The organism is Rhizobium sp. ERR 1071 (assembly GCF_007828675.1).
Lineage (GTDB): Bacteria > Pseudomonadota > Alphaproteobacteria > Rhizobiales > Rhizobiaceae > Rhizobium > Rhizobium dioscoreae.
In genome coordinates this window covers 50028-70379 of record NZ_VITM01000001.1, presented here as the reverse complement: position 1 = coordinate 70379, position 20352 = coordinate 50028, and the positions used below count along the sequence as shown (strand labels likewise).

General features: G+C 58.6%; 17 protein-coding genes. 8 read left to right on the top strand and 9 right to left on the bottom strand.

Annotated elements, in window-relative coordinates; all coding sequences use genetic code 11:
- The first annotated feature begins 158 nt into the window (after positions 1-158).
- Both FBZ99_RS00340 and FBZ99_RS00335 read left to right on the top strand, forming a co-directional pair.
- The gene (locus FBZ99_RS00340; protein ID WP_246661074.1) at positions 159-2033 is read left to right on the top strand and encodes an LTA synthase family protein; all 1875 of its coding nucleotides are present in this window, start codon (positions 159-161) and stop codon (positions 2031-2033) included.
- A 157-nt stretch (positions 2034-2190) separates the two neighbouring features.
- Entirely contained in the window at positions 2191-2727 is a 537-nt protein-coding gene (locus FBZ99_RS00335; protein WP_145630988.1) for a DUF1003 domain-containing protein, read from the top strand.
- Positions 2728-2730: 3 nt separating this feature from the next.
- On the opposite strand, the gene FBZ99_RS00330 is transcribed toward FBZ99_RS00335, so the two are convergent.
- The 5 genes from FBZ99_RS00330 to rpiA all read right to left on the bottom strand — a co-directional run bounded on the left by FBZ99_RS00330 (position 2731) and on the right by rpiA (position 7682).
- Positions 2731-3156 carry a GFA family protein gene (locus tag FBZ99_RS00330; protein ID WP_113333144.1) on the bottom strand — a complete coding sequence of 142 codons (426 nt, stop codon included), beginning with the start codon at positions 3154-3156 and terminating at the stop codon, positions 2731-2733.
- A 158-nt stretch (positions 3157-3314) separates the two neighbouring features.
- Positions 3315-4688 (bottom strand): class II 3-deoxy-7-phosphoheptulonate synthase, encoded by a 1374-nt coding sequence (locus tag FBZ99_RS00325; protein ID WP_113355255.1) that lies wholly within the window; start codon positions 4686-4688, stop codon positions 3315-3317.
- Between the two features lie 154 nt (positions 4689-4842).
- Complete coding sequence (gor, locus tag FBZ99_RS00320; RefSeq protein ID WP_145630987.1) at positions 4843-6228, bottom strand: glutathione-disulfide reductase; 1386 nt, start codon at positions 6226-6228, stop codon at positions 4843-4845.
- Positions 6229-6412: 184 nt separating this feature from the next.
- Positions 6413-6967, bottom strand: a complete 555-nt coding sequence (locus tag FBZ99_RS00315; RefSeq protein WP_069613069.1) for a DUF2059 domain-containing protein — start codon at positions 6965-6967, stop codon at positions 6413-6415.
- A gap of 13 nt (positions 6968-6980) precedes the next feature.
- On the bottom strand, positions 6981-7682 hold the full coding sequence (gene rpiA / locus FBZ99_RS00310) for a ribose-5-phosphate isomerase RpiA (RefSeq protein ID WP_113333105.1): 702 nt from the start codon (positions 7680-7682) through the stop codon (positions 6981-6983).
- A gap of 195 nt (positions 7683-7877) precedes the next feature.
- Here rpiA and FBZ99_RS00305 point away from each other — a divergent pair, with 195 nt between their 5' ends.
- Together FBZ99_RS00305 and FBZ99_RS00300 are read left to right on the top strand one after the other, a co-directional pair.
- The gene (locus tag FBZ99_RS00305) at positions 7878-8552 is read left to right on the top strand and encodes an HAD family hydrolase (RefSeq protein WP_113333104.1); all 675 of its coding nucleotides are present in this window, start codon (positions 7878-7880) and stop codon (positions 8550-8552) included.
- A gap of 435 nt (positions 8553-8987) precedes the next feature.
- Positions 8988-9905, top strand: coding sequence for a TIGR02281 family clan AA aspartic protease (locus FBZ99_RS00300; protein ID WP_186450264.1), 918 nt, complete (start codon positions 8988-8990; stop codon positions 9903-9905).
- 99 nt (positions 9906-10004) lie between these two features.
- Here FBZ99_RS00300 and FBZ99_RS00295 read toward each other — a convergent pair whose 3' ends face one another.
- Entirely contained in the window at positions 10005-11903 is a 1899-nt protein-coding gene (locus FBZ99_RS00295) for a L,D-transpeptidase family protein (RefSeq protein ID WP_113333102.1), read from the bottom strand.
- A 406-nt stretch (positions 11904-12309) separates the two neighbouring features.
- Here FBZ99_RS00295 and fumC point away from each other — a divergent pair, with 406 nt between their 5' ends.
- The 3 genes from fumC (at position 12310) to FBZ99_RS00280 (ending at position 16923) form a co-directional block, all read left to right on the top strand.
- Positions 12310-13701, top strand: a complete 1392-nt coding sequence (gene fumC, locus FBZ99_RS00290; protein ID WP_113333101.1) for a class II fumarate hydratase — start codon at positions 12310-12312, stop codon at positions 13699-13701.
- Positions 13702-14050: 349 nt separating this feature from the next.
- A complete protein-coding gene (locus FBZ99_RS00285; protein WP_113333100.1) occupies positions 14051-15658 on the top strand; it encodes a fumarate hydratase in 1608 nt (535 codons plus the stop codon).
- Between the two features lie 197 nt (positions 15659-15855).
- Positions 15856-16923 carry a GGDEF domain-containing protein gene (locus tag FBZ99_RS00280; RefSeq protein WP_145630985.1) on the top strand — a complete coding sequence of 356 codons (1068 nt, stop codon included), beginning with the start codon at positions 15856-15858 and terminating at the stop codon, positions 16921-16923.
- Between the two features lie 54 nt (positions 16924-16977).
- On the opposite strand, the gene FBZ99_RS00275 is transcribed toward FBZ99_RS00280, so the two are convergent.
- Together FBZ99_RS00275 and FBZ99_RS00270 are read right to left on the bottom strand one after the other, a co-directional pair.
- A complete protein-coding gene (locus FBZ99_RS00275) occupies positions 16978-17586 on the bottom strand; it encodes a pyridoxamine 5'-phosphate oxidase family protein (RefSeq protein WP_145630984.1) in 609 nt (202 codons plus the stop codon).
- 56 nt (positions 17587-17642) lie between these two features.
- Complete coding sequence (locus tag FBZ99_RS00270; RefSeq protein WP_145630982.1) at positions 17643-18608, bottom strand: alpha/beta hydrolase; 966 nt, start codon at positions 18606-18608, stop codon at positions 17643-17645.
- Positions 18609-18653: 45 nt separating this feature from the next.
- Here FBZ99_RS00270 and FBZ99_RS00265 point away from each other — a divergent pair, with 45 nt between their 5' ends.
- Entirely contained in the window at positions 18654-19139 is a 486-nt protein-coding gene (locus FBZ99_RS00265; protein WP_145630981.1) for a MarR family winged helix-turn-helix transcriptional regulator, read from the top strand.
- Here the strand turns inward: FBZ99_RS00265 and FBZ99_RS00260 are convergent.
- Complete coding sequence (locus FBZ99_RS00260; RefSeq protein WP_145630980.1) at positions 19133-20332, bottom strand: low temperature requirement protein A; 1200 nt, start codon at positions 20330-20332, stop codon at positions 19133-19135. The two genes, FBZ99_RS00265 and FBZ99_RS00260, sit on opposite strands and share 7 nt — an antisense overlap.
- Positions 20333-20352: the final 20 nt, after the last annotated feature.

Here is a 20352-nt window from a genome sequence, read left to right as displayed (position 1 = left end):
TTTTTGCCCCAAAAAATACCAGGCCAGCCTTGCGGTTCATGAAGAATTCATGACAGAAGCGTGACACTTATATGAATATTTTGTAGCTTTTGGAGAAAGCATTGGTCGCATCGGTCATCGAGTCCGCCTTGGCGGGCAAGCTTGCCCTTTTCCAGAAGATCGGCGCGGCAAAACAGAAGTCTGCCGCTCTGCGCCTGCTTCTGAGCCTCACGCTGACCCTCCTTTTCTCCCTGTCCATCGTTATGACGGTCGAATGGGTTGCACGCGGCGAATTCGCCTCCGCTTGGACCTATCTCCTTTCCCCGTCCCGTCCGGGCTTTGCCACCATCGGCGTTGTCATGCTGACCATGCTGACGCTGGATGCCTTGATCGGTCGCGCGCATCTATCCGCTTTGATCGTCGCTCCAGTGCTGCTCATACCGGCCTTCATTTCCAGCCAGAAGCAGAATTTTCTCTCCGATCCGCTCTACCCTTCGGACTTCCTGTTTGGGCGGCAGATCATGGAGCTGATGCCGGTCATGGTACGTGATCGCCCTTGGACGGCGATTGCCCTGGCAATCGGCATCATCGCCGGCACCGGCGCCATGATCCTGTTCTGGCGCTATATCCGGAGCCACACGTTCGCACTTTCGCGAAACGAGCGCCTTGCCCGGCTTTCGATCTGCCTGCCGCTGGCAGCACTTTTCGCCTCACAGATGGACCCCACACAATATTCCTATGTTCGCGAGAAGCTGGGGATCATACCGATCGTCTGGGACCAGACGGAAAATTACAACCACAACGGCTTCATCGTCGCCTTCGCGCTGAACCTGCCCATGGCCGACATCAAGTCACCGGCCGGATACGGCCCTGGCGCCATCGACGCCATGCCCGCAAGAAATTATGGCTATCTCTCCGGTCCGCGCCAAAAGCCCGACATTATCATGCTGATGAGCGAATCCCTCTGGGATCCGACGCGGCTTTCCAGCATCGCCTTCACACCGGATCCGATGCCGACGATCCGCGCCAGACAATCGGGCAATGTCTTCTCGCCGGAATTCGGCGGCATGACCGCCAATGTCGAGTTCGAGGCACTGACGGGCTTTTCCAACGCCTTTCTCCCTTATGGCAGCATTCCCTATCAGCAATATGTGCGCCGCCCGCTGCCGTCGCTTGCCACTTTCTTCCGCGGCGAAGGCTATACGGCGCGCGCACTGCATCCCTTCAGCGGCTGGTTCTGGAACCGTAACGAGGTCTACAGGGCTTTCGGCTTCGAAGAATTTCATACCCAGGAGACTTTGCCGCCCATGGATAAACGCGGCATGTTCGCAGCCGACGACTCCCTTATGAAGGAAATCATGAGCGAAGGAGACGCCGCCGAGCGTCCCTTCTTCTTCTTCGCGGTCACTCTTCAGGGACATGGGCCTTACGAAGCCGACCGCTATTCTGAGAATACCGTCGATATCGCGGGCAATTTGAACGACGATGACCGTGCGGCGCTCGCTACCTATGCACAGGGCGTTCGCGAAGCCGATGACAGCCTGAAGATGCTGACGGATTGGGCCGAAAAGCGCGACCGGGAAACCATTATCGTCCTCTGGGGCGATCATCTGCCGCCGCTCGGCAGCGTCTATCCGAACACCGGCTACATGCCGCAGCAGGTGGCAACCCGCAAGGCGCCGCTCGACGTCATGAAGAAGGAGCACGAAACGCCGCTCGTCGTCTGGTCGAGCAAGAAGGGCGTTCGCAAGGACATCGGTACCATCAGCCCCTCGCAGCTGCCTTATCACCTGCTGAAAACGGCAGGCTATGAGCATCCTTTCTATACGGGCTTTCTCGGCCGCGTGCAGAAGAAATACAACATCGTCGACCGCTATCAGCTGGCAACCCGCGACAGCCAGACCTTCCCCGATTGGGGCCGCAAGGAGCCGGAGCTTGACCCGACCGTGCGTGACTATCGTTATCTGCAGCACGACATGATGTTCGGCCACCAATATGGTTTGGAGCGCTTCTTCCCGTCTCATGCGGAGCTAATGGGCCAGGAAGACAGCTAGCCCATTATAAACAAGAGTTAGTGCGGGTGTTTTTTTGCGATAACAGTACGCGCAGCAGCTCCATGCGCAATCGAGTTTGAAACCCTTCCCTCGTTGCATTTTTCCCCATTGGTCGAATAGTTGCATTCAATGCCACAAGGACCTTGGAGCCCTCCCAATGCATAATCTTCCCAACTTCGTTCATCTGCATTTTGACAAGACAGCCGATCAGCTCGGCGATATCGAAAAGCGCGTTCTTAAAAAGGCGCACGAGCGGAAAATCATCTCCACCGATATCAACGCCGCCATCTCGGCGGAATCCTCCCGGGGGCGGCGTCTCGCAGACAGCATCGCCCGTGTCGGCGGCTCATGGTCCTTCATTATCGCCTTCCTGCTGTTTCTGGCCTTCTGGTGCGTCATCAACACGATCCTCCTCACCACGAACGCCTTCGACCCCTACCCCTTCATCTTCCTGAATCTCGTTCTCTCCATGCTCGCCGCGATTCAGGCGCCGATCATCATGATGTCACAGAACCGGCAGGCCGAGCGGGATCGTTTCGAGGCAGCCAAGGATTATGAAGTCAATCTCAAGTCCGAGCTGGAAGTGCTGTCCCTGCATCAGAAGATCGATATGCAGGTGTTGACCGAGCTTGCGGTGGTGCGTGAAGAACTCGCCAAACTGAGCAAGCTCGTTACCGAAAAAGGCAGTATCTGAGGGTCAATCGGAGGGGCCGGCCGTCAACAGCCCCGGTCGCCCCTGCCGATATTGCGGCAGTCCGTCGCTGATCTCGTAATAATCGCCCTTGTCGGCGCAATAGATATGATAGCCCATCTCAAGGCCGCTCGGCTGATCGAACAGACCGGCCATAATCGATATTTCATCGGCGCCATCGGCCACCCAAAACAGAGCCGAGCCGCAGATCCTGCAAAAGCCGCGGTGAGCGAATGTGCTGGCACGATACCAGGTGATCGCCTCTTCTCCCTCGATGACAAGATTTTCGCGTGCGACATTGGTCGCGGCATAATAGAGCCCGGTCTGTTTGCGGCACTGCGAACAATGGCAGGCGACCACTTCGCGCAGTTTTCCGTGCGTCCTGAAACTTACACTGCCGCAGAGGCAGGCTCCCGTGTGTTCGTGGCTCATCATCGCTCCCCTTATTTTGAGGCAGCCTTGCCGAGAACGGAAGTTGGGTCAATTTCAAAGAACTGAAGCGTCTTTCAGCCAAGCTGATCGCTCCTAGCCCAAAAGCGAACGGGCCGGTTTTCGCCGGCCCGTTCGAGAGATCATGAATGCGGCTTCGCTCAGCCGTGTGCGCGCATACGCTTCTCGTCCCGACCGCCCTTCATCCGCTCAGCGAGCAGGAAGGCAAGTTCCAGCGCCTGGTCGGCATTGAGACGCGGGTCGCAATGTGTGTGATAGCGATCCTGGAGATCCTCGGCGCCGACCGCGCGGGCGCCGCCCGTGCATTCGGTCACATCCTTGCCGGTCATCTCGATATGGATGCCGCCCGGATGCGTGCCCTCGGCGCGATGGATCTGGAAGAAGCTTTCCACTTCCGACAGGATGCGTTCGAACGGACGCGTCTTGTAATTGTTGAGCGTGATCGTATTGCCGTGCATCGGGTCGCAAGACCAGACGACCTTGCGGCCTTCCTTCTCAACGGCGCGAATGAGGCGCGGCAGGTTGTCGGCAACCTTGTCGTGACCGAAACGACAGATCAGCGTCAGGCGGCCAGCTTCGTTCTGCGGGTTCAGGATGTCGATCAGATTAAGCAGATCGTCCGCCTGCAGCGAAGGACCGCACTTCAGACCAATCGGGTTCTTGATGCCGCGGAAATATTCGACATGGGCGTGGTCGGCCTGGCGCGTACGGTCGCCGATCCAGAGCATGTGGCCGGAGGTGGCGTACCAGTCGCCGGTCGTGGAATCGACGCGGGTAAAGGCTTCTTCATAGCCAAGCAGCAGCGCTTCGTGGCTGGTGAAGAAATCGGTTTCGCGCAGGCTTGCGTTGCTCTCGGCGGTGATGCCGATCGCACGCATGAAATCCATGGTCTCGCCGATACGATCGGCAAGCTTGCGGTAGCGCTCGCCCTGCGGGCTGTCCTTGACGAAGCCGAGCATCCACTTCTGGACGTTTTCCAGGTTGGCATAGCCGCCCATGGCGAAGGCGCGCAGCAGGTTCAGCGTCGCGGCAGACTGACGGTAGGCCATCATCTGACGGTCGGGATTGGGAATGCGTGCTTCCTCGGTAAACTCGATACCGTTGATGATGTCGCCGCGATAGCTCGGCAGCGAGATGCCATTCTGCGTTTCGATGTTCGACGAGCGCGGCTTGGCGAACTGACCAGCAATGCGGCCAACCTTGACGACCGGCAGCTGCGCACCGAAGGTCAGCACGACCGCCATCTGCAGGAAGGCGCGGAAGAAGTCACGGATCGTATCGGCACCGTGTTCTGCAAAGCTTTCGGCGCAATCGCCGCCCTGAAGCAGGAAACCGTTGCCCTCTGCGACATTGGCGAGATGCGCCTTCAGGCGACGGGCTTCACCGGCAAAAACGAGTGGCGGATAGCTTGCAAGCTGCGCTTCGGTCTCTGCCAGCGCTACCTTGTCCGGAAAATCCGGCACCTGTTGGATCGGTTTCTGCCGCCAACTGCTCGGGGTCCAATTCTGTGCCATCTCACTCACCTGCTTGTACGCCCGATCTCGGTCGGGCGGCCCGTCGTCGTAAATAACGCGCGCTTATAAACCTTTGCCGCCCGCTTGCAAAGGCGGGCAAACTACTGTGCGAATCTTTTATGGTGCAGTCGATCTCAGAGCCAAAACGAGCGCGTTACACGCGCTCGCCGTTGCGAATGCGATAGCTCGGCGAATACATCGTTACCAATTCTTCCGCCGCCGTCGGATGCACCGCCATGGTGCGGTCGAAATCGTCCTTGGTGCAACCGGCCTTCAGTGTGATGCCGAGAAGCTGCGCCATCTCGCCGGCATCGTGGCCGAGAATATGCGCGCCGATGACCTTGCGGTCCGCGGCGTTGACGATCAGCTTCATGATCATCTTCTCGGCTCGACCCGAAAGCGTCGCCTTCATCGGCCGGAACTGCGCCCGGTAAACTTCGAGCTCCGGATAACGCTTGGCAGCGTCTTCCTCGGTCAGGCCGACCGTACCGATCTCCGGCTGCGAGAAAACGGCCGTCGGGATGAGTTCGTGATCCGGCCGGGTCGGATTGTCCTTGTAGACCGTCTCGATGAAACACATGGCCTCGTGGATCGCCACCGGTGTCAGCTGTACCCGGTCGGTGACGTCGCCGAGTGCGTAGATGTTCGCAACGGAAGTGCGCGAATATTCGTCGACGATAATAGCGCCCTGGTCGTTGATTGCGACGCCGGCAGCCTCAAGCCCGAGATTTTCGGTATTCGGCGTACGGCCGAGCGCCAGCATGACGGTATCGACCGTCAGGAGCTTATCGTTCTTCGTCCGAACACTGAGCCTGCCCTCTACCTTCTCGACATTCTCAATGATGTCATGGCAGAGAATACGGATGCCCTTCTCCTCCATGGCCTCGTGAAGGCCTTTGCGCAGGTCCTGATCGAAGCGCGAGAGTATCTCGGCGCCGCGATAGATCAGCGTCGTCTCGACGCCCAGACCATGAAAGATGTTGGCGAACTCGACGGCGATGTAGCCGCCGCCGGCAATGAGGATCGATTTCGGCAGTTCCTTCAGATGGAACGCTTCGTTCGAGGAGATGCAAAGCTCGTGACCCGGCAGTGCCGTGTGCAGATTCGGCCGACTGCCAGTCGCAACGACGATGGTCTCGGCGGTCACGGTCTGGCCGGTCTTCAGCAGCTTGATCGTGTGGGCATCGACCAGCTCGGCGCGGGTATCGAAGATCTCCGCCTTGGCATTGTCGAGCCCCTTGCGATAGAGGCCCTCCAGTCGGGCGATTTCCTTGTCTTTCGCCTCGATCAGTTTCTTCCAGTCGAAGCTGCTGTCGCCGACCGTCCAGCCGAAACCGGCCGCATCCTCGAAATGCTCGCTATATTGCGAAGCGTAGACGAACAATTTTTTCGGCACGCAGCCGCGAATGACGCAGGTGCCGCCATAGCGATATTCCTCGGCGATCCCGACCTTCTTGCCAAGCGATGCGGCCACGCGCGCGCTGCGCACACCGCCCGAGCCGCCGCCAATCACGAAAAGGTCGAAATCAAACGAAGGCATGGATCGCTCCTGTAGACATCAAGTTGCGCGCGAAGCGCCATTGGGGGTCGGCACTCATATAGGGAGCCGAGACCCAAAAAGAAAAGCCCGGAATCGATCCGGGCTTCGAATTTGTAACTGCTTGCCGCAGATACCGAAAACTACAAACCTAGCTGTCGAAACCGCTGCGGCGGCGAACCGTTGATTACTGCTTCGGCGCCGGCTGAGCGGCCGCACCGGCATCCGGCGTAACGACCGGCTGCTTGACGACCTTCTGCAGGGCATCGTTGCTCTGCTTTGCGAGATCGCGCGAAATGCCCTGGCTCCAGATATCGGCCGCCTTGTAGAGTTCGCGGGTGGCGAGCGGACCGTCCTTGAGAAGCTTCTTGCCTGCCGCCGAATTGTAGAAATCTGCAATCGCCTTCAGTTCGTCGGCAGAGAAGGCCTTGGCATAGGTGATGGCCGCTTCACGCTCCAGATCGGCACGGCGCGGTGCGAGCGCGAGCGCGGTGGCGTCGACGGTCGAGTTGATCGCATCGCCGAAATTCGGGTTTGCCTGGATCATCGTGCTCTTCAGCTGCTCGGCGAGGTTCGGCAAGATGTTGTCGAACTGGTTGGTGATGCCGAGAGCATTGATCGCGGCGCGGGCAGCCTTGATCTGATCCTCGGAAACCTCTTGAGCGCTTACGGAACCGAAAGCAATGCCGGAAAGAAGGATGGTTGCAGCGGCAAGACGGCCAAGACCCGCAAATTTGATCATGAGATGAGTGCTCCTATGTATTGTTCGCCTGCAACGTGCGCGCACCGGCGGGGCCGGCAATGATCGCTTGTGTCGCCATATGGATAAAGAGCCCGTGTTCGACAACGCCGGGAATCGAATAGAGCTCGCTCGACAGCGCCTCTGCATCAGGAATACGGCCGAAAGATGCATCGACGATATAATGCCCCCCATCGGTGACAAAGAGGCTGTCGCCCGCGCGGCGCATGTTGAGCGCGCCGGAAAGCCCAAGACGCGAGGCCGCCTTCTCGATGAGGATGCGAGTGGAAACGAGACCGAAGGGATTGACCTCGATCGGTAGCGGAAAGGCTCCGAGGGTCTCAACGACCTTGCTCTGATCCGCGATCACGATCATGCGGGCTGAGGAAGCAGCAACGATCTTCTCGCGCAGCAGCGCGCCGCCGCCGCCCTTGATCAACGTCAGCGCACCATCCAGCTCGTCGGCTCCGTCGATGGTCAGGTCAAGTTCCGGAAGATCGTCGAGCGACTTCAACGGCACGCCGAGTTCGTTGCAGAGCTTGGCCGTTCTTTCAGATGTGGGAACGCCCTCAATCGAGAGGCCGGCGGCGACCTTTTCGGCGAGCAGGCGAACGAATTCCTCCGCCGTGCTGCCGGTGCCGATCCCGAGCCGCATGCCGCTTTCGACGTGAGCGAGCGCGGCTCTCGCAGCCTCGATTTTCATCTGGCGGGCGTCCATGCGCCACCTGCTCCCATTGTTACGTTGGTCTGCTGTTTACACGGCTCTCCAGCCAAACGAAAGCCAAAATAACGGCATGATATAGAAATCCCCGAGGCCTTCCCGCCTAGGCTTTCCGGCGCTTCGGTTGCAATTGCCCGCGCGATCTTTTAACTCCGGAAGACGCACTCTTTTCTATGCAAAGGCCGATTCCTCGTGAAATCTCCCCTTGTCGTATTCGATCTCGACGGCACGCTGCTGGACACGCATGCGGACCTGATCGTCAGCCTGAACCATACGATCGCCGCACTCAAGCTTCCGCCGGTCACTTACGACGACGTGACGCATCTCGTTGGCAACGGCGCGCAGGTGATGATCGAGCGGGCCTGCAAGCTGCATGGCTATACGCTGACATCGGAAGAATTACCGGCTCTGCTACAGCGCTTCATAACCCATTATTCCGAGACGATGCCCGGCGTCACGCAGCCCTACCCCGGGCTCCTGGCCGCGCTTACAACACTGCGGAACAAAGGCTACAAGCTGGCCGTCTGCACCAACAAGATGGAATCGCTCGCGCGCACACTTCTCGACCGGCTCGAACTGACCCAATATTTCGAGGCCATTACCGGCGGCGACACCTTCACTGTCCGCAAGCCGAATGCCGAACACCTGATCGGCACCATCGAGCGCGCGGGCGGCGACATCGCCCGGACGATCATGATCGGTGACAGCATCAACGACATCCTTGTCGCCCGCAATGCCGGCGTCCCCTCCATCGCGGTCCCCTTCGGCTACTCCGATGTCGGCATCGAAACGCTTGGACCGAACCGCATCATCTATCACTATGACGAGCTGACGCCTGAACTGGTCGAGGGACTGCTGGCGGCCTGAGAATACTAAAATCCCTGTTGGTTCGAACGGCGCGGTTGTAACGGGTCTTGCGCGATTCACGCGCTTCAGCCACAACTTATCGACGTTCTGCTATCAGCGTCATAACCGCGCAAGCGAAAGGCCCGCTGCGCGATGTTGCCGAGGTGGGACGATCACTCGATAGCGGAGCGCTCCCCCTTCCTCGTAGCAGATCCTGAAGACCGTAACGCCGGTAGATTGCCAAGCCGCAGGGGGTGGTTTGCTCCTATTGTCCGAACATCGATTATCTGTGGTGCACTATGCGCAGGTATTTGGTTCTACATCTACGGCGACCGCATTATAGGGTACGTCGAGACGGAAACCGGAGCTGGAGCCAAACCCGATGCCGCTCTGACCGCGGTCTATAAGCATTTCGACATCGCACCTTTGCCGAATATTGTTGCAGGCAGACCCGCGATGGCAGCCGATCTCGATATGTTACGGCGAGAGCATTGTGATTGGAACGCGGTCTACAAATTCGCAGATGAGCTAACGAAGCAGGGCTATCGCCGCGAAGCGGCCAAAGTCTTCATTGCCTTCTCCGACAAGTGCAAGCCGTCGAACATCGCCTTGAGCTCAGTGGCACAAATTCTTGACGATCTCAGCGACTTCGACGAAGCGCTGAAAGTCTCTAACCAAGTGATAGCAATGTCCCCGGGGATGCCCGATTTCTATTTCCAGCGAGCGCGAATTCGCCAAAATGCCAAGAAATATCGGGACGCCATTGACGACTACTATTCGGTCATCGGCCTTACCGACAATATCGCGATACTGAATAGTGCCGTATTTGAGGGAATCTCCGCCAGCTACCGCGAGCTTGGTGAATATTGCGAGGCGATCGGACCGCTGCAACTCTGGGTTTCAACTAACCCCGATAGAAACGACACAGCGGTCGTGCGTGGGATCATTAAACTCTATGAAACAATGGGCAAATGCGCCTCGACTTACGCGACAGGCAGCGATCGATTTCCGACGCAGGGCAAGAACGTCATCCTTGCCAAGGTCTCGATCAATGGCACAGACGGCGTGTTCATCGTCGACACCGGTGCAAGCTTCGTCGCGGTGAGCAAAGCTTTCGCCGCACGAGCCAAGCTGCCGGTCGACGGCAACAACGGAATATCTCTTCAAACGGCAAACGGCGTTTCTCAAGCCACACGCACAACGGCGACCACCGTGAAGGTCGGTCATGTCCAAGCTAGCGATATCACGGCCGTGGTTCTCGACGACACCGCGGCACTTGGCGCCGAAGTCGACGGACTACTCGGTCGTTCCTTCCTCTCCCGCTTCGACGTTACCTTCGGCAGCAGGGAATGGCGGATCGAGGCGAAGAATTGAACTGAAACGCCCGCTGACGCTGCGTGATATTCTCATACGACAGGCAACAAAAAACGGCGGCACATGGCCGCCATTTTTGTTTTCGCCACTGAACAGACTTTAGATCTGAGCAGTCCGCGCCTTTGAGGTCGCATCGAGCGCCTTCTGTGTGGCAGCATCGCGATCGTAGACATCGTTGAAATACTGGATTACGCCGTCCTTGTTCGGCCAGGCGGTGAAATAGGCGATGTAGATCGGGAACTTCTGCGGCACGGCCACAGCCTTGTTCTGGCCGGTAGCGATCTGCTTGGCGACGTCATCAACCGTGGTGTTCAGTACGGCGGCGGCCATCGCGCGCGGATCGGCAAGACGGACACAGCCGTGGCTGAGTGCGCGCATATCCTTCTTGAAGAAGCTCTTCTGCGGCGTGTCGTGCATGTAGATGGCGTGCGAGTTCGGGAAGAGGATCTTCAGTTCACCGAGTGCGTTGTCGCTGCTCGGCGGCTGGCGAACCGAAATGCTCTTCGTCGAGCCATACCAGTCGACGCTGGACGAAGCGACGGCGCGGCCGCCCACTTCGACCTGATAGCCCATGCGATCGAGATAGTTCGGATCGGAACGCAGCTTCGGCAGCATCTCGTTGATGATGATCGACTGCGGAACGCCCCAGAATGGGTTGAATTCGACCGTCTGCACCTGATTTTCGAAGAAGAAGGTCTGGTGCTGCTTGCTGCCGACGACGACGCGCATCGACAGCTGCTCCTGATTGTTATTGTAGTAATAGACCATGAAGGCCGGCTGATTGATGAAGACGTAACGCGGGCCTAGTTCGTCCGGCAGCCAGCGCAGCTGCTCCATGGCGATGACCAGCTTCTGGATCTTCACATCGTTGTTCTCGCCGACCATCGCGCGAACGGAGGACGGGCCGATCACGCCGTCGGCCGTCAGACCCTTTTCGCGCTGAAAGTCCTCGACCAGCGACACGAGCTCGGGCGTGTAGCTCGGCGTGCCCAGATAAGCGGAGAAAAGATCGGCGTGAGCCGTTTTCAGTGCATTCGAGCCGCGATGCTCTATCGCCTTGACGATATTGGCCATTTCCGGCGAGCTATCACCCGGCTTCAGCGTACCGGCGAGCGAAATGGAAATGTGACTGCCGTCCGTTCCGGCCTCGGAACGCAGCTTCGCAAGCTCCGCCTTCAATTCCATGAATTGCGGGTTGGACGGGCTGCGGCTGTTGAGATAGGCGGCAGCATCGGGGCTGGCGCGCAATACATCGAGCATAGCCGTCAGATTGACGTCCTTGCGCTTGAAGTCGTGATAGCCGGAGATCTTGTTCGGGTCGAGACGACCGCGAACCGTATCCTGGACGAACATCAGCACCTTGCTGGAGAGCGTGAGCTCAAATTGCATGAGAGCCCGATCACGCAGCACGGGGTCGGCATTTGCGGCATTGTCGCCGGGCAGTGTTACCGCATAGTCGGCAGGATCGAGGCCGACGGAACCAGCATCGGCAAGGACCGCCATCGCGGCCTTCGCCTTGTCGCTGACGGCATGATCTGCAACCCAGAGAAGCGGCTTGCTCTGATCGGCATAATAGGTTTCGATCGCCTTGGCGATATCGTTGGTCGCCATGACACGGGCATCCGCCAGATAGCGGCGCTGCGAGACTTCGGCATCAATAGCAACCGGCGTGGGAGAGGCATCTGCAACGGCGCCGGTCACAACCGGATCGGCGAAATGCACTGTCGACACCAGCCGCATCTGGTCGGCCTTGTAAGTATAGTATTTCGGCGCATCGACGGTCGGCAGCGGCTGCTTTGCCCGCGGAGGCTCAACGGAGTTCAGCGTCTGCGCCGGGTTGACGGGAACCGGAGCCGAAACCTGCGTGCTCTGCTGACGGCCCTGACCGCCACGGATAAAATCCATGAGGGTCATAGCACTTGCGGAGGTTGCGCCAATCGAGGAAAGGCAGCAGGAAAGAGCCAGGACGGATGCTGTGGCTTTGATGGCAAGTTTCATTCTCTAATCAGTCCCTGTATCGTACGGTAACTTCGAGCTCGACGGTGCTGTTTTCAACTCGGCCGCGATGTCTCAGACATCATACACCCACTACACTGAAAACGACGAGACCCCGCCTTTCGTTCAATGCCTCAACTTCACGTGACGAAGCAGTGGCGTCTTCCGCGCTTAGTCCACACCGAATTATGAAATTATTGGTTAATCTTTTATTGAAATTTCCCTGGCTTTTTGAGGGGCGTAAAATGCGCCTCCGCGAATATATGCCAGGCGTGTTAAAAAGGGCACGCCCGACGACCGCATTGAAAACATGATTTTTATAATCATGAATGGCGCTTTGATGTTTTCATGAGCACGGTTCGCACCTATATGGCTGCTATCTGTCTCAATGGAAAGCAGGACCACGAAGATGACGTCCACCCGCACCGAAACCGATACCTTCGGCCCGATCGAAGTCGCCAGCGACCGCTATTGGGGCGCGCAGGCGCAGCGCTCGCTCGGCAATTTCAAGATCGGCTGGGAAAAGCAGCCGCTCTCGGTCGTCCGCGCCCTCGGCATCGTCAAACAGGCGGCTGCGCGCGCCAATATGGAGCTCGGCCAGTTGGATCCGGCGCTCGGCAAGGCAATCGTCGATGCGTCACAGGAAGTCATAGATGGCAAGCTTAACGATCATTTCCCGCTTGTCGTCTGGCAGACCGGCTCGGGCACGCAGTCGAACATGAATGCCAACGAAGTGATCTCCAATCGCGCAATCGAGATGCTCGGCGGCGTTATGGGTTCGAAAAAGCCCGTGCATCCGAACGACCACGTTAACATGAGCCAGTCGTCGAACGATACCTATCCGACTGCCATGCACATCGCCTGCGCCGAGCAGATCGTCCATCACTTGCTGCCGGCGCTCAGGCACCTGCATGCGGCCCTGGAAAAGAAGGTCGCCGACTTCGCCCATATCATCAAGATCGGCCGCACTCACACGCAGGATGCAACGCCACTGACGCTCGGCCAGGAATTCTCAGGCTATGCCGCCCAGGTCGCCTCGTCGATCAAACGCATCGAGCTGACCCTGCCGGGCCTTTGCGAACTCGCCCAGGGTGGCACCGCGGTCGGAACCGGCCTCAATGCGCCGATCGGCTTTGCAGAGAAGGTCGCTGACGAGATCGCCAAGATCACCGGCCTGCCCTTTGTTACCGCGCCGAACAAGTTTGAGGCGCTGGCCGCCCATGATTCGATGGTCTTCAGCCATGGCGCCATCAATGCCGCGGCAGCCGCACTCTTCAAGATCGCCAACGACATCCGCCTGCTCGGCTCCGGCCCGCGATCCGGTCTCGGCGAACTGGCACTGCCGGAAAACGAGCCGGGCTCGTCGATCATGCCGGGCAAGGTCAATCCGACACAATGCGAAGCGCTGACGCAGGTCTGCATTCACATCTTCGGCAACAATGCCGCCCTCACCTTTGCCGGCAGCCAGGGCCATTTCGAGCTCAACGTCTACAATCCGATGATGGCCTACAACTTCCTGCAGTCGGTGCAGTTGCTCGGCGACGCCGCCGTCTCCTTCACCGACAACTGCATCGTCGGCATCGAAGCCCGCGAGGACAATATCAAGGCCGGCCTCGAACGTTCGCTGATGCTGGTGACGGCACTCGCGCCGAAGATCGGCTACGACAATGCCGCCAAGATCGCCAAGACCGCTCACAAGAACGGCACGACCCTGAAGGAAGAAGCTCTGGCGAGTGGATTGGTATCATCGGAAGAATACGATGCCATCGTCCGGCCGGAAACGATGATCGGTCCGAAGTAAGTTCCTCCTTCAGCGATTGCCAGGCATAGTCCTCCAATGCCAAAGCCGTGTGCATGGCTCCTCTCCCCGCTCCTGCGGGGAGAGCGAGTTTATCGTGCAAGATCAGCAGCTTCAGTCGGTGCTGCAAATGCGGAACAAGTCCCTCTCCTCGCAAGCGGGAGAGGGTTAGGGTGAGGGGCCGGGCACAGGGCCTCAGCATCAAAAAAGACTCACCCCGTCCTGCGCATACCCGTCGACAATCTCCCATTTTGAAATGTCGACCGACAGCCAAACAATTGCTTTTGCCTCAAGCCGGATTTAGATCGTTTCCAAACATCTTCCCCGCCATCCGGCTTGAAAGGTTTCCCAAATGGCTGACGATCTGTTTCCTCTCGGCGACGACACGACCCCCTACCGCAAGATTTCGGGCGATTACATCTCCGTCGACACCTTCAAGGGCCAGGAAATCCTGACCGTCGAACCCGAGGGCATCCGCCTGCTCGCCGAGACGGCTTTCGCCGATATCAACCACCTGCTGCGCCCCGGCCACCTGAAGCAGCTCGCCTCGATCCTGGAAGACCCGGAAGCCACCGATAACGACCGCTTCGTCGCCTACGATCTGCTGAAGAATGCCAATATCGCCGCTGGCGGCGTGCTTCCCATGTGCCAGGACACCGGCACCGCCATTATCATGGCCAAGAAAGGCCGCCGCGTCTGGACCGAGGGCGGCGACAGCAGCGCGCTGGCAAAGGGCGTACTCGACGCCTATGAGAAGAAGAACCTGCGCTACTCGCAGCTCGCACCGATCAAGATGTTCGAGGAAAAGAACACCAAAAACAATCTGCCCGCCCAGATCGATATCTATGAGGAAGGCACCGACGCCTATGAATTCCTCTTTGTCGCCAAGGGCGGCGGCTCGGCCAATAAGACCTTCCTCTATCAGGGCACTCCGTCGCTTCTGACGCATGACCGCATGCTGGATTTTCTGAAGGAGAAAATCCTGACGCTCGGTACGGCCGCCTGCCCGCCTTATCATCTCGCCATCGTCATCGGCGGCACGTCTGCCGAGATGAACTTAAAGACGGTCAAGCTCGCCTCGACACGGTATCTCGACTGTCTTCCCACGGAAGGCTCCGAAAGCGGACATGCCTTCCGGGATATCGAAATGGAGAAGGAAATCCACAAGCTCACGCAGAGCCTCGGCGTCGGTGCCCAGTTCGGCGGCAAGTATTTCTGCCATGATGTCCGCGTCATCCGCCTGCCCCGTCATGGCGCATCGCTGCCGATCGGCCTGGGCGTCTCCTGTTCTGCCGATCGCCAGGCCAAGGGCAAGATCACGCGCGACGGCATCTTCATCGAGCAGCTCGAAACCGATCCGTCCAAGTACATGCCCGAGATCGATGAAGCCAAGCTCTCGGAATCCATGGTCCGCATCGATCTCAACCGGCCGATGGCGGATATCCTGGCAGAACTATCCGCACATCCCGTCAAGACACGGCTGTCGCTCACCGGCACGATCATCGTGGCACGCGACCTGGCGCATGCCAAAATCCGCGAACGCCTGGAAAAAGGCGAAGGCATGCCGGAATACCTGAAAAACCATCCGGTTTATTACGCCGGCCCGGCAAAGACACCGGCCGGCTATGCTTCCGGTTCCTTCGGCCCGACAACCGCGGGCCGCATGGACAGCTATGTCGACCAGTTCCAGTCATTCGGCGGCTCCATGATCATGCTTGCCAAGGGCAATCGTTCACGCGCCGTGCGCGAAGCCTGCAAGACATACGGCGGCTTCTACTTGGGCTCCATCGGCGGTCCGGCAGCGCGCCTTGCTCAGGATTGCATCAAGAAGGTAGAGGTTCTCGAATATCCGGAACTCGGCATGGAAGCCGTCTGGAAGATCGAAGTAGAGGATTTTCCTGCCTTCATTGTCATTGACGACAAGGGCAACGATTTCTTCCAGGAACTCAATCTCGGATAGAAAAAACCACTTGCGATCGAACATATCGAAAGGGGCGCATCAGCGCTCCTTCTGTAAAACCATCCTTCAATTGTAATTATTTCCGAATAAAACCGTAATCACCGAGGATTTTTCACAATCACGTCCTTAATATTTTCTCAAAGAATCTTTGCATAGATAAAGAAGGGATTTAACCAATACATGTTACGGAGCTCACGATGAGTACGGCGATTGCGCCCAAGGCGCAAATTCCCGACGTGGCAGGGCAGATTACATACGCCATGCGATCCATGGGGATCGCACCTATTCCGCGCAATTACGAACTTTTCTATGAAGCTTATATAGGCTCCAATCTCGCTCTCACCCGTGAACTGGCAGCCCTCGGCAAGAGCGCCACCCAGGAAGAGCTGGACGACATCGGAGCCAAATATTTTCCGCATCACGCGGGTCGTGTCTTCGACGATGCGCATACCCGTCTGACCACCGAACTCGATGTCGTCCTGCGCGCCCTGCGCCAGGAACAGACGACGCTCCAAAGCTACAATCGCCTGCTTGGCGAGACCTGTGAGAGCATAAGTTCGAGGAGCCACAACAGCGCCGAACTGCTGCGCGGCGCCATCGACATGCTCGCCGCAGCGACAGGCGACACCATGGCTCATGGTGAAAAGACGGTCGAGAACGTCGTCCAGCGGAGCCAGGAAATGGAGCTGGTTCGCAAGGAACTGGACGAATATAAGCGCATCGCCAATACCGACGCACTGACCCGGCTTTCCAATCGTCGCGCCTTCGAAGACCGGCTGGTCTCGATCTTCGACAATCAGCTGACCAGGCCGACGACCGCTCTGGTGCTTGCCGATATCGATCATTTCAAGCGGATCAACGACACTTTCGGCCATCCGGTCGGCGACAAGATTCTCGCCACCGTCGCCTCCATCATCCGCACCAATGTCCGGCGCGATGTTTTTGTCGCCCGCGTCGGCGGCGAGGAATTCGCTCTCATTCTGGAAGCCACCAGCATCGAAGATGTTACGACGGTCTGCGAACGGGTACGTCGCACCTTGGAAGCGACGCCGTTCAAGAATTCGCGCACCAGGGTCGATTATGGTCCGATCACCCTCTCCCTCGGCATCTGCATGGCTTCGGAAGCAGCCGATTCGGGAGAGCTGTATAACAAGGCCGATCTTGCGCTTTACTGCGCCAAGAATGCCGGCCGCAATTGCAGCAGCGTCTATCAGGACGGCATGCAGAAGGATTTCACCAAAAGTTGGCTCATCTACAAGAATTAGAAGCGAAGCCAACCAACCGCCGGCGCTGCTTTCCCAGGCATGCCGGCGGCTTGTTTACCAAAGCGTCTTGGCGGCCCGCGCCGGCGCCTCGCGGTCATAGGTCTCCTGATCGAAATCGGGCTTCGCCGCCTTGAGCATCATACCCGGCGACGGCAGGCTTGCCGGATCGACGAACCGTTCCGCATTCCACAGCTCGGCCCGCATCACCGCCCGTGCGCACTGGAAATAGACTTCCTCGATCGTGATGACGACAACGCAGCGCGGATGCTTCCCGTCCATCTCGAAACTGTCGAGCAAAGCCGGCTCGATCGAGACGACCGCCCGTCCATTGAGCCGCATAGTCGTATTCGATCCCGGGATGAGAAACATCAGCGCTATGCGCGGATCGCGCACGATATTCGCAAGCGAGTCGACGCGGTTGTTGCCGCGCCAATCCGGCAGATGCAGGGTCTTCTCATCTTCCACCCGCACCACGCCGCCCAGATCACCACGCGGTGAGCAATCGAGCCCTTCAGGCCCGACGGTTGCCAATGCCATGAAGGGCGATGCTTCAATCATCCGGCGATAGAGCGGTGTCAGAACGCTCGTTACTTTGGTGATCGACGCCTCGCCGACATCACCATAGAGCTCTTCCAGTTCCTCGACCGAGGTAACAATACGCATGCTGCTCGCGTCTCCTTGTGGCGATCGACCCCGAAGCCTGCGCGGCGCTGGTAGTGCTATGACGAGCGACGCAGTGGGGTTCGGTAAAACGATAGCACCGTCCCGTCACGATTTTCGAGCGGATTTTCCTCTTCGAGGTCTTCGGCAAGGAAGTTCTTGATTGCGTCAAGCACGGGTGCTGCACTCACAATGCGCCGGTGCCCGAAACCGTTGGCCCAGAAGAGGCGGACATGCGCGCCCTCAGCGGCATAGCCGCGCGCGTGATCGGCGCTCACTTCCTTGTCGTCCTCGGCATGGATGACGAGGACCGGCCGGCTCGGATCGAGTCGGCCGCGCTTTTGGTCATAAGAAGCAAGCGTCCTGCCCGTTACCAGACGAACCTCGTCTTCGAGGGCCGCCTGAGTTGCCGGCCCAAGCCGCATTAGACGGCCGAAATCTTTGAAGAGCCAGCCCATGGCACTCGGCGCACCGATCAGCACCAGCCTGCCCGACCGAAGCGGCTCGATATCAGGCAGAAAACCCGCGGACGCCAGTGCGAGAGATGCACCGCCGAAGGAGTGTCCGATGGCGGCATCAAAGGCTCCGAAACGGGCCGACGCTGCCGCGATAGCGGAGACGGCCAAACGCACATTGAGGAATCGACCGGCCGATCGCCCATGGCCGGGAAGATCGAGCGAGATCACTTCTGCTCCGTCGTCGGCGAGGGATGCAGCCAGTTCGGACATGTATTCACTGCTGGAACCCCAGCCATGGACTACGAGATAGCGCTTACGCGGCCCTTTGGCTCCGCCGTTGAAGCGGTAAGCCATGGCACGGCCGCCAGGAAACGACAGCATCACCTGCTCTGCCGCAAGAAGACGCCGCCTGCCCTCCATATACGCCGCCTTGGCCTTCGAGCCGCGGGGACGACGCGATGGCGTCAGACAGAAAAGCCGGAAAGCCGCCTTGCCGGCCAGCCGCGGAGACAGCCTTTCGAGACCGGCGAGACCCGACCGGGTGACCTTGAGCGCAAAGGATGGCATAGTGGGAATCCGAAAATGTTCAACTATGAACAATAAAGTACAACGATGAACAAAAATCAATCCCTCCCCTGGGACCATCCGCGTTTTCGAAGCTGGATCGCCGTGGCGCGCGCCTGCCAGCTGATGCAACAATCACTCGGACGAGCATTGGCGCATCTCGACATCAAGCCGCCGCACCTCGACATTCTCGTCAACCTGTTTCGCTTTGAAGGCATTTCCCAGCAGGAACTCGCCCGCAAGCTATTGGTCGGCCGTTCCAACATGAGCATGCTGTTGCCGCAGATGGAAAAGCGCGGGCTGATCGAACGCCGTGGCGACCGTCTCGACAAGCGGGTACTCCGCCTCTACCTGACGGAGGAAGGGCGCCGTGTAACTGAGGAAGCCATGACCATCCAGACCGCGCTCATCGACCGGATGCTCTCGGATGCGCCGATCGAAGAGTGCGAATCGATCACCCTGCATATGGAGCGCGTCGTCAGCCTCCTGCTACAGGAAGAGCGTGAACCGCTGGAGCTCGCTGGCGATCAATGATCGCCAGCCGAGCGCGCCGAAGGAACAACCCGGTTCAACGAGGCGAATTCCCAGATCGCGACGACGACGAGCACGGCCGTGGCGAGAATGCCGAGCTGATAGACCACGACCATCGGCAAAGTAAGCAGCAACAGCGCCAAGCCAACAAGCCCCGCCATATGCGATAGCGGCGGCCTGCCGGTGGTTACTCCTTTGAACCAGAGATTTCCAAGCAGGAAGACCGCCGGTCCGCCGAGTAGCGCAGCTGCGGCATGCATGTCGGCTGCATCATGGGGATGAGCAAAGAGAAATTCGTCTCCGACGACGCTCAGTATAATACCGGCTAAGATCGGAATATGCGCGTAGGTGAATGCCTGCCGCGCGAGGCTGCCGGGCGTGTCGTCATGCTCGATGCGATGGGCCGCCCTTTCATGACCAAACTGAAAGTAAATCCACCACAGCGCAACCGTGCCGACGAAGGCGGTGATGAACACCGCCACGATCAACGGCGTGACCGGCTGCTCTGCAAAGGTCTTGCCCGCCTGCAGAACGGCCTCGCCGAGACAAATGATGATGAACAGCGCGCAACGTTCGGCCAGATGGGCGCCCGATACGTTCCAGTCCGCCGGCGTCGATTTGCCAAGCCCAGGCACCCGGAAGCCGAGCGCAGGGGCCGAATATTCGATGACGAGAGCGATCAGCCAAAGCACAATACGGGCCTCGCCTTCGATCAGCGCGCCCAAAATCCAGAAAATGCCGGACAGGACGAGCCAGCAGGTGATCCGCAGGAAATTGCGATGGTTAGCCGCGCTGGCATTCTTGAGGGCATAGACGGTAAACAGCGAGCGCCCGACCTGCATGAAGACGTAGGCGCCGCCAAAGAAAATCGCTTTCTCGCCAAAAGCCTCGGGTATGGCGGCGGAGAGGATAAGTCCCGCAAACATCAGCGTAAACAGCATGATACGCACCGGCATACGGTCGGGATCGAGCCAGTTCGTCACCCACGCGGTGAAAACCCAGACCCACCATACGGCAAAGATCAGCATGATGGCTTCGAGCGCCCCCAGTGGGGTGAAATGCTCGGCCAGCGCATGCGCAAGCTGCGAGATCGAGAAAACGAAGACCAGATCGAAAAACAGCTCGACGAATGAAACCTTGCTCTCGTTCTTGCTGCCCTTGGCGCGAAGCCAGTTTTCCCTACCCCCAAGGATCATGCTTGCGTCCCCTGTCCGTT

Bases quoted from the DNA above. Each gene is read 5' to 3' on its own strand.
- FBZ99_RS00335 (WP_145630988.1), top strand. From the start codon at position 2,191: ATGCATAATCTTCCCAACTTCGTTCATCTGCATTTTGACAAGACAGCC.
- FBZ99_RS00330 (WP_113333144.1), bottom strand. From the start codon at position 3,156: ATGAGCCACGAACACACGGGAGCCTGCCTCTGCGGCAGTGTAAGTTTC.
- FBZ99_RS00325 (WP_113355255.1), bottom strand. From the start codon at position 4,688: ATGGCACAGAATTGGACCCCGAGCAGTTGGCGGCAGAAACCGATCCAA.
- gor (WP_145630987.1), bottom strand. From the start codon at position 6,228: ATGCCTTCGTTTGATTTCGACCTTTTCGTGATTGGCGGCGGCTCGGGC.
- FBZ99_RS00315 (WP_069613069.1), bottom strand. From the start codon at position 6,967: ATGATCAAATTTGCGGGTCTTGGCCGTCTTGCCGCTGCAACCATCCTT.
- rpiA (WP_113333105.1), bottom strand. From the start codon at position 7,682: ATGGACGCCCGCCAGATGAAAATCGAGGCTGCGAGAGCCGCGCTCGCT.
- FBZ99_RS00300 (WP_186450264.1), top strand. From the start codon at position 8,988: ATGGCAGCCGATCTCGATATGTTACGGCGAGAGCATTGTGATTGGAAC.
- FBZ99_RS00295 (WP_113333102.1), bottom strand. From the start codon at position 11,903: ATGAAACTTGCCATCAAAGCCACAGCATCCGTCCTGGCTCTTTCCTGC.
- fumC (WP_113333101.1), top strand. From the start codon at position 12,310: ATGACGTCCACCCGCACCGAAACCGATACCTTCGGCCCGATCGAAGTC.
- FBZ99_RS00285 (WP_113333100.1), top strand. From the start codon at position 14,051: ATGGCTGACGATCTGTTTCCTCTCGGCGACGACACGACCCCCTACCGC.
- FBZ99_RS00280 (WP_145630985.1), top strand. From the start codon at position 15,856: ATGAGTACGGCGATTGCGCCCAAGGCGCAAATTCCCGACGTGGCAGGG.
- FBZ99_RS00275 (WP_145630984.1), bottom strand. From the start codon at position 17,586: ATGCGTATTGTTACCTCGGTCGAGGAACTGGAAGAGCTCTATGGTGAT.
- FBZ99_RS00270 (WP_145630982.1), bottom strand. From the start codon at position 18,608: ATGCCATCCTTTGCGCTCAAGGTCACCCGGTCGGGTCTCGCCGGTCTC.
- FBZ99_RS00265 (WP_145630981.1), top strand. From the start codon at position 18,654: ATGAACAAAAATCAATCCCTCCCCTGGGACCATCCGCGTTTTCGAAGC.
- FBZ99_RS00260 (WP_145630980.1), bottom strand. From the start codon at position 20,332: ATGATCCTTGGGGGTAGGGAAAACTGGCTTCGCGCCAAGGGCAGCAAG.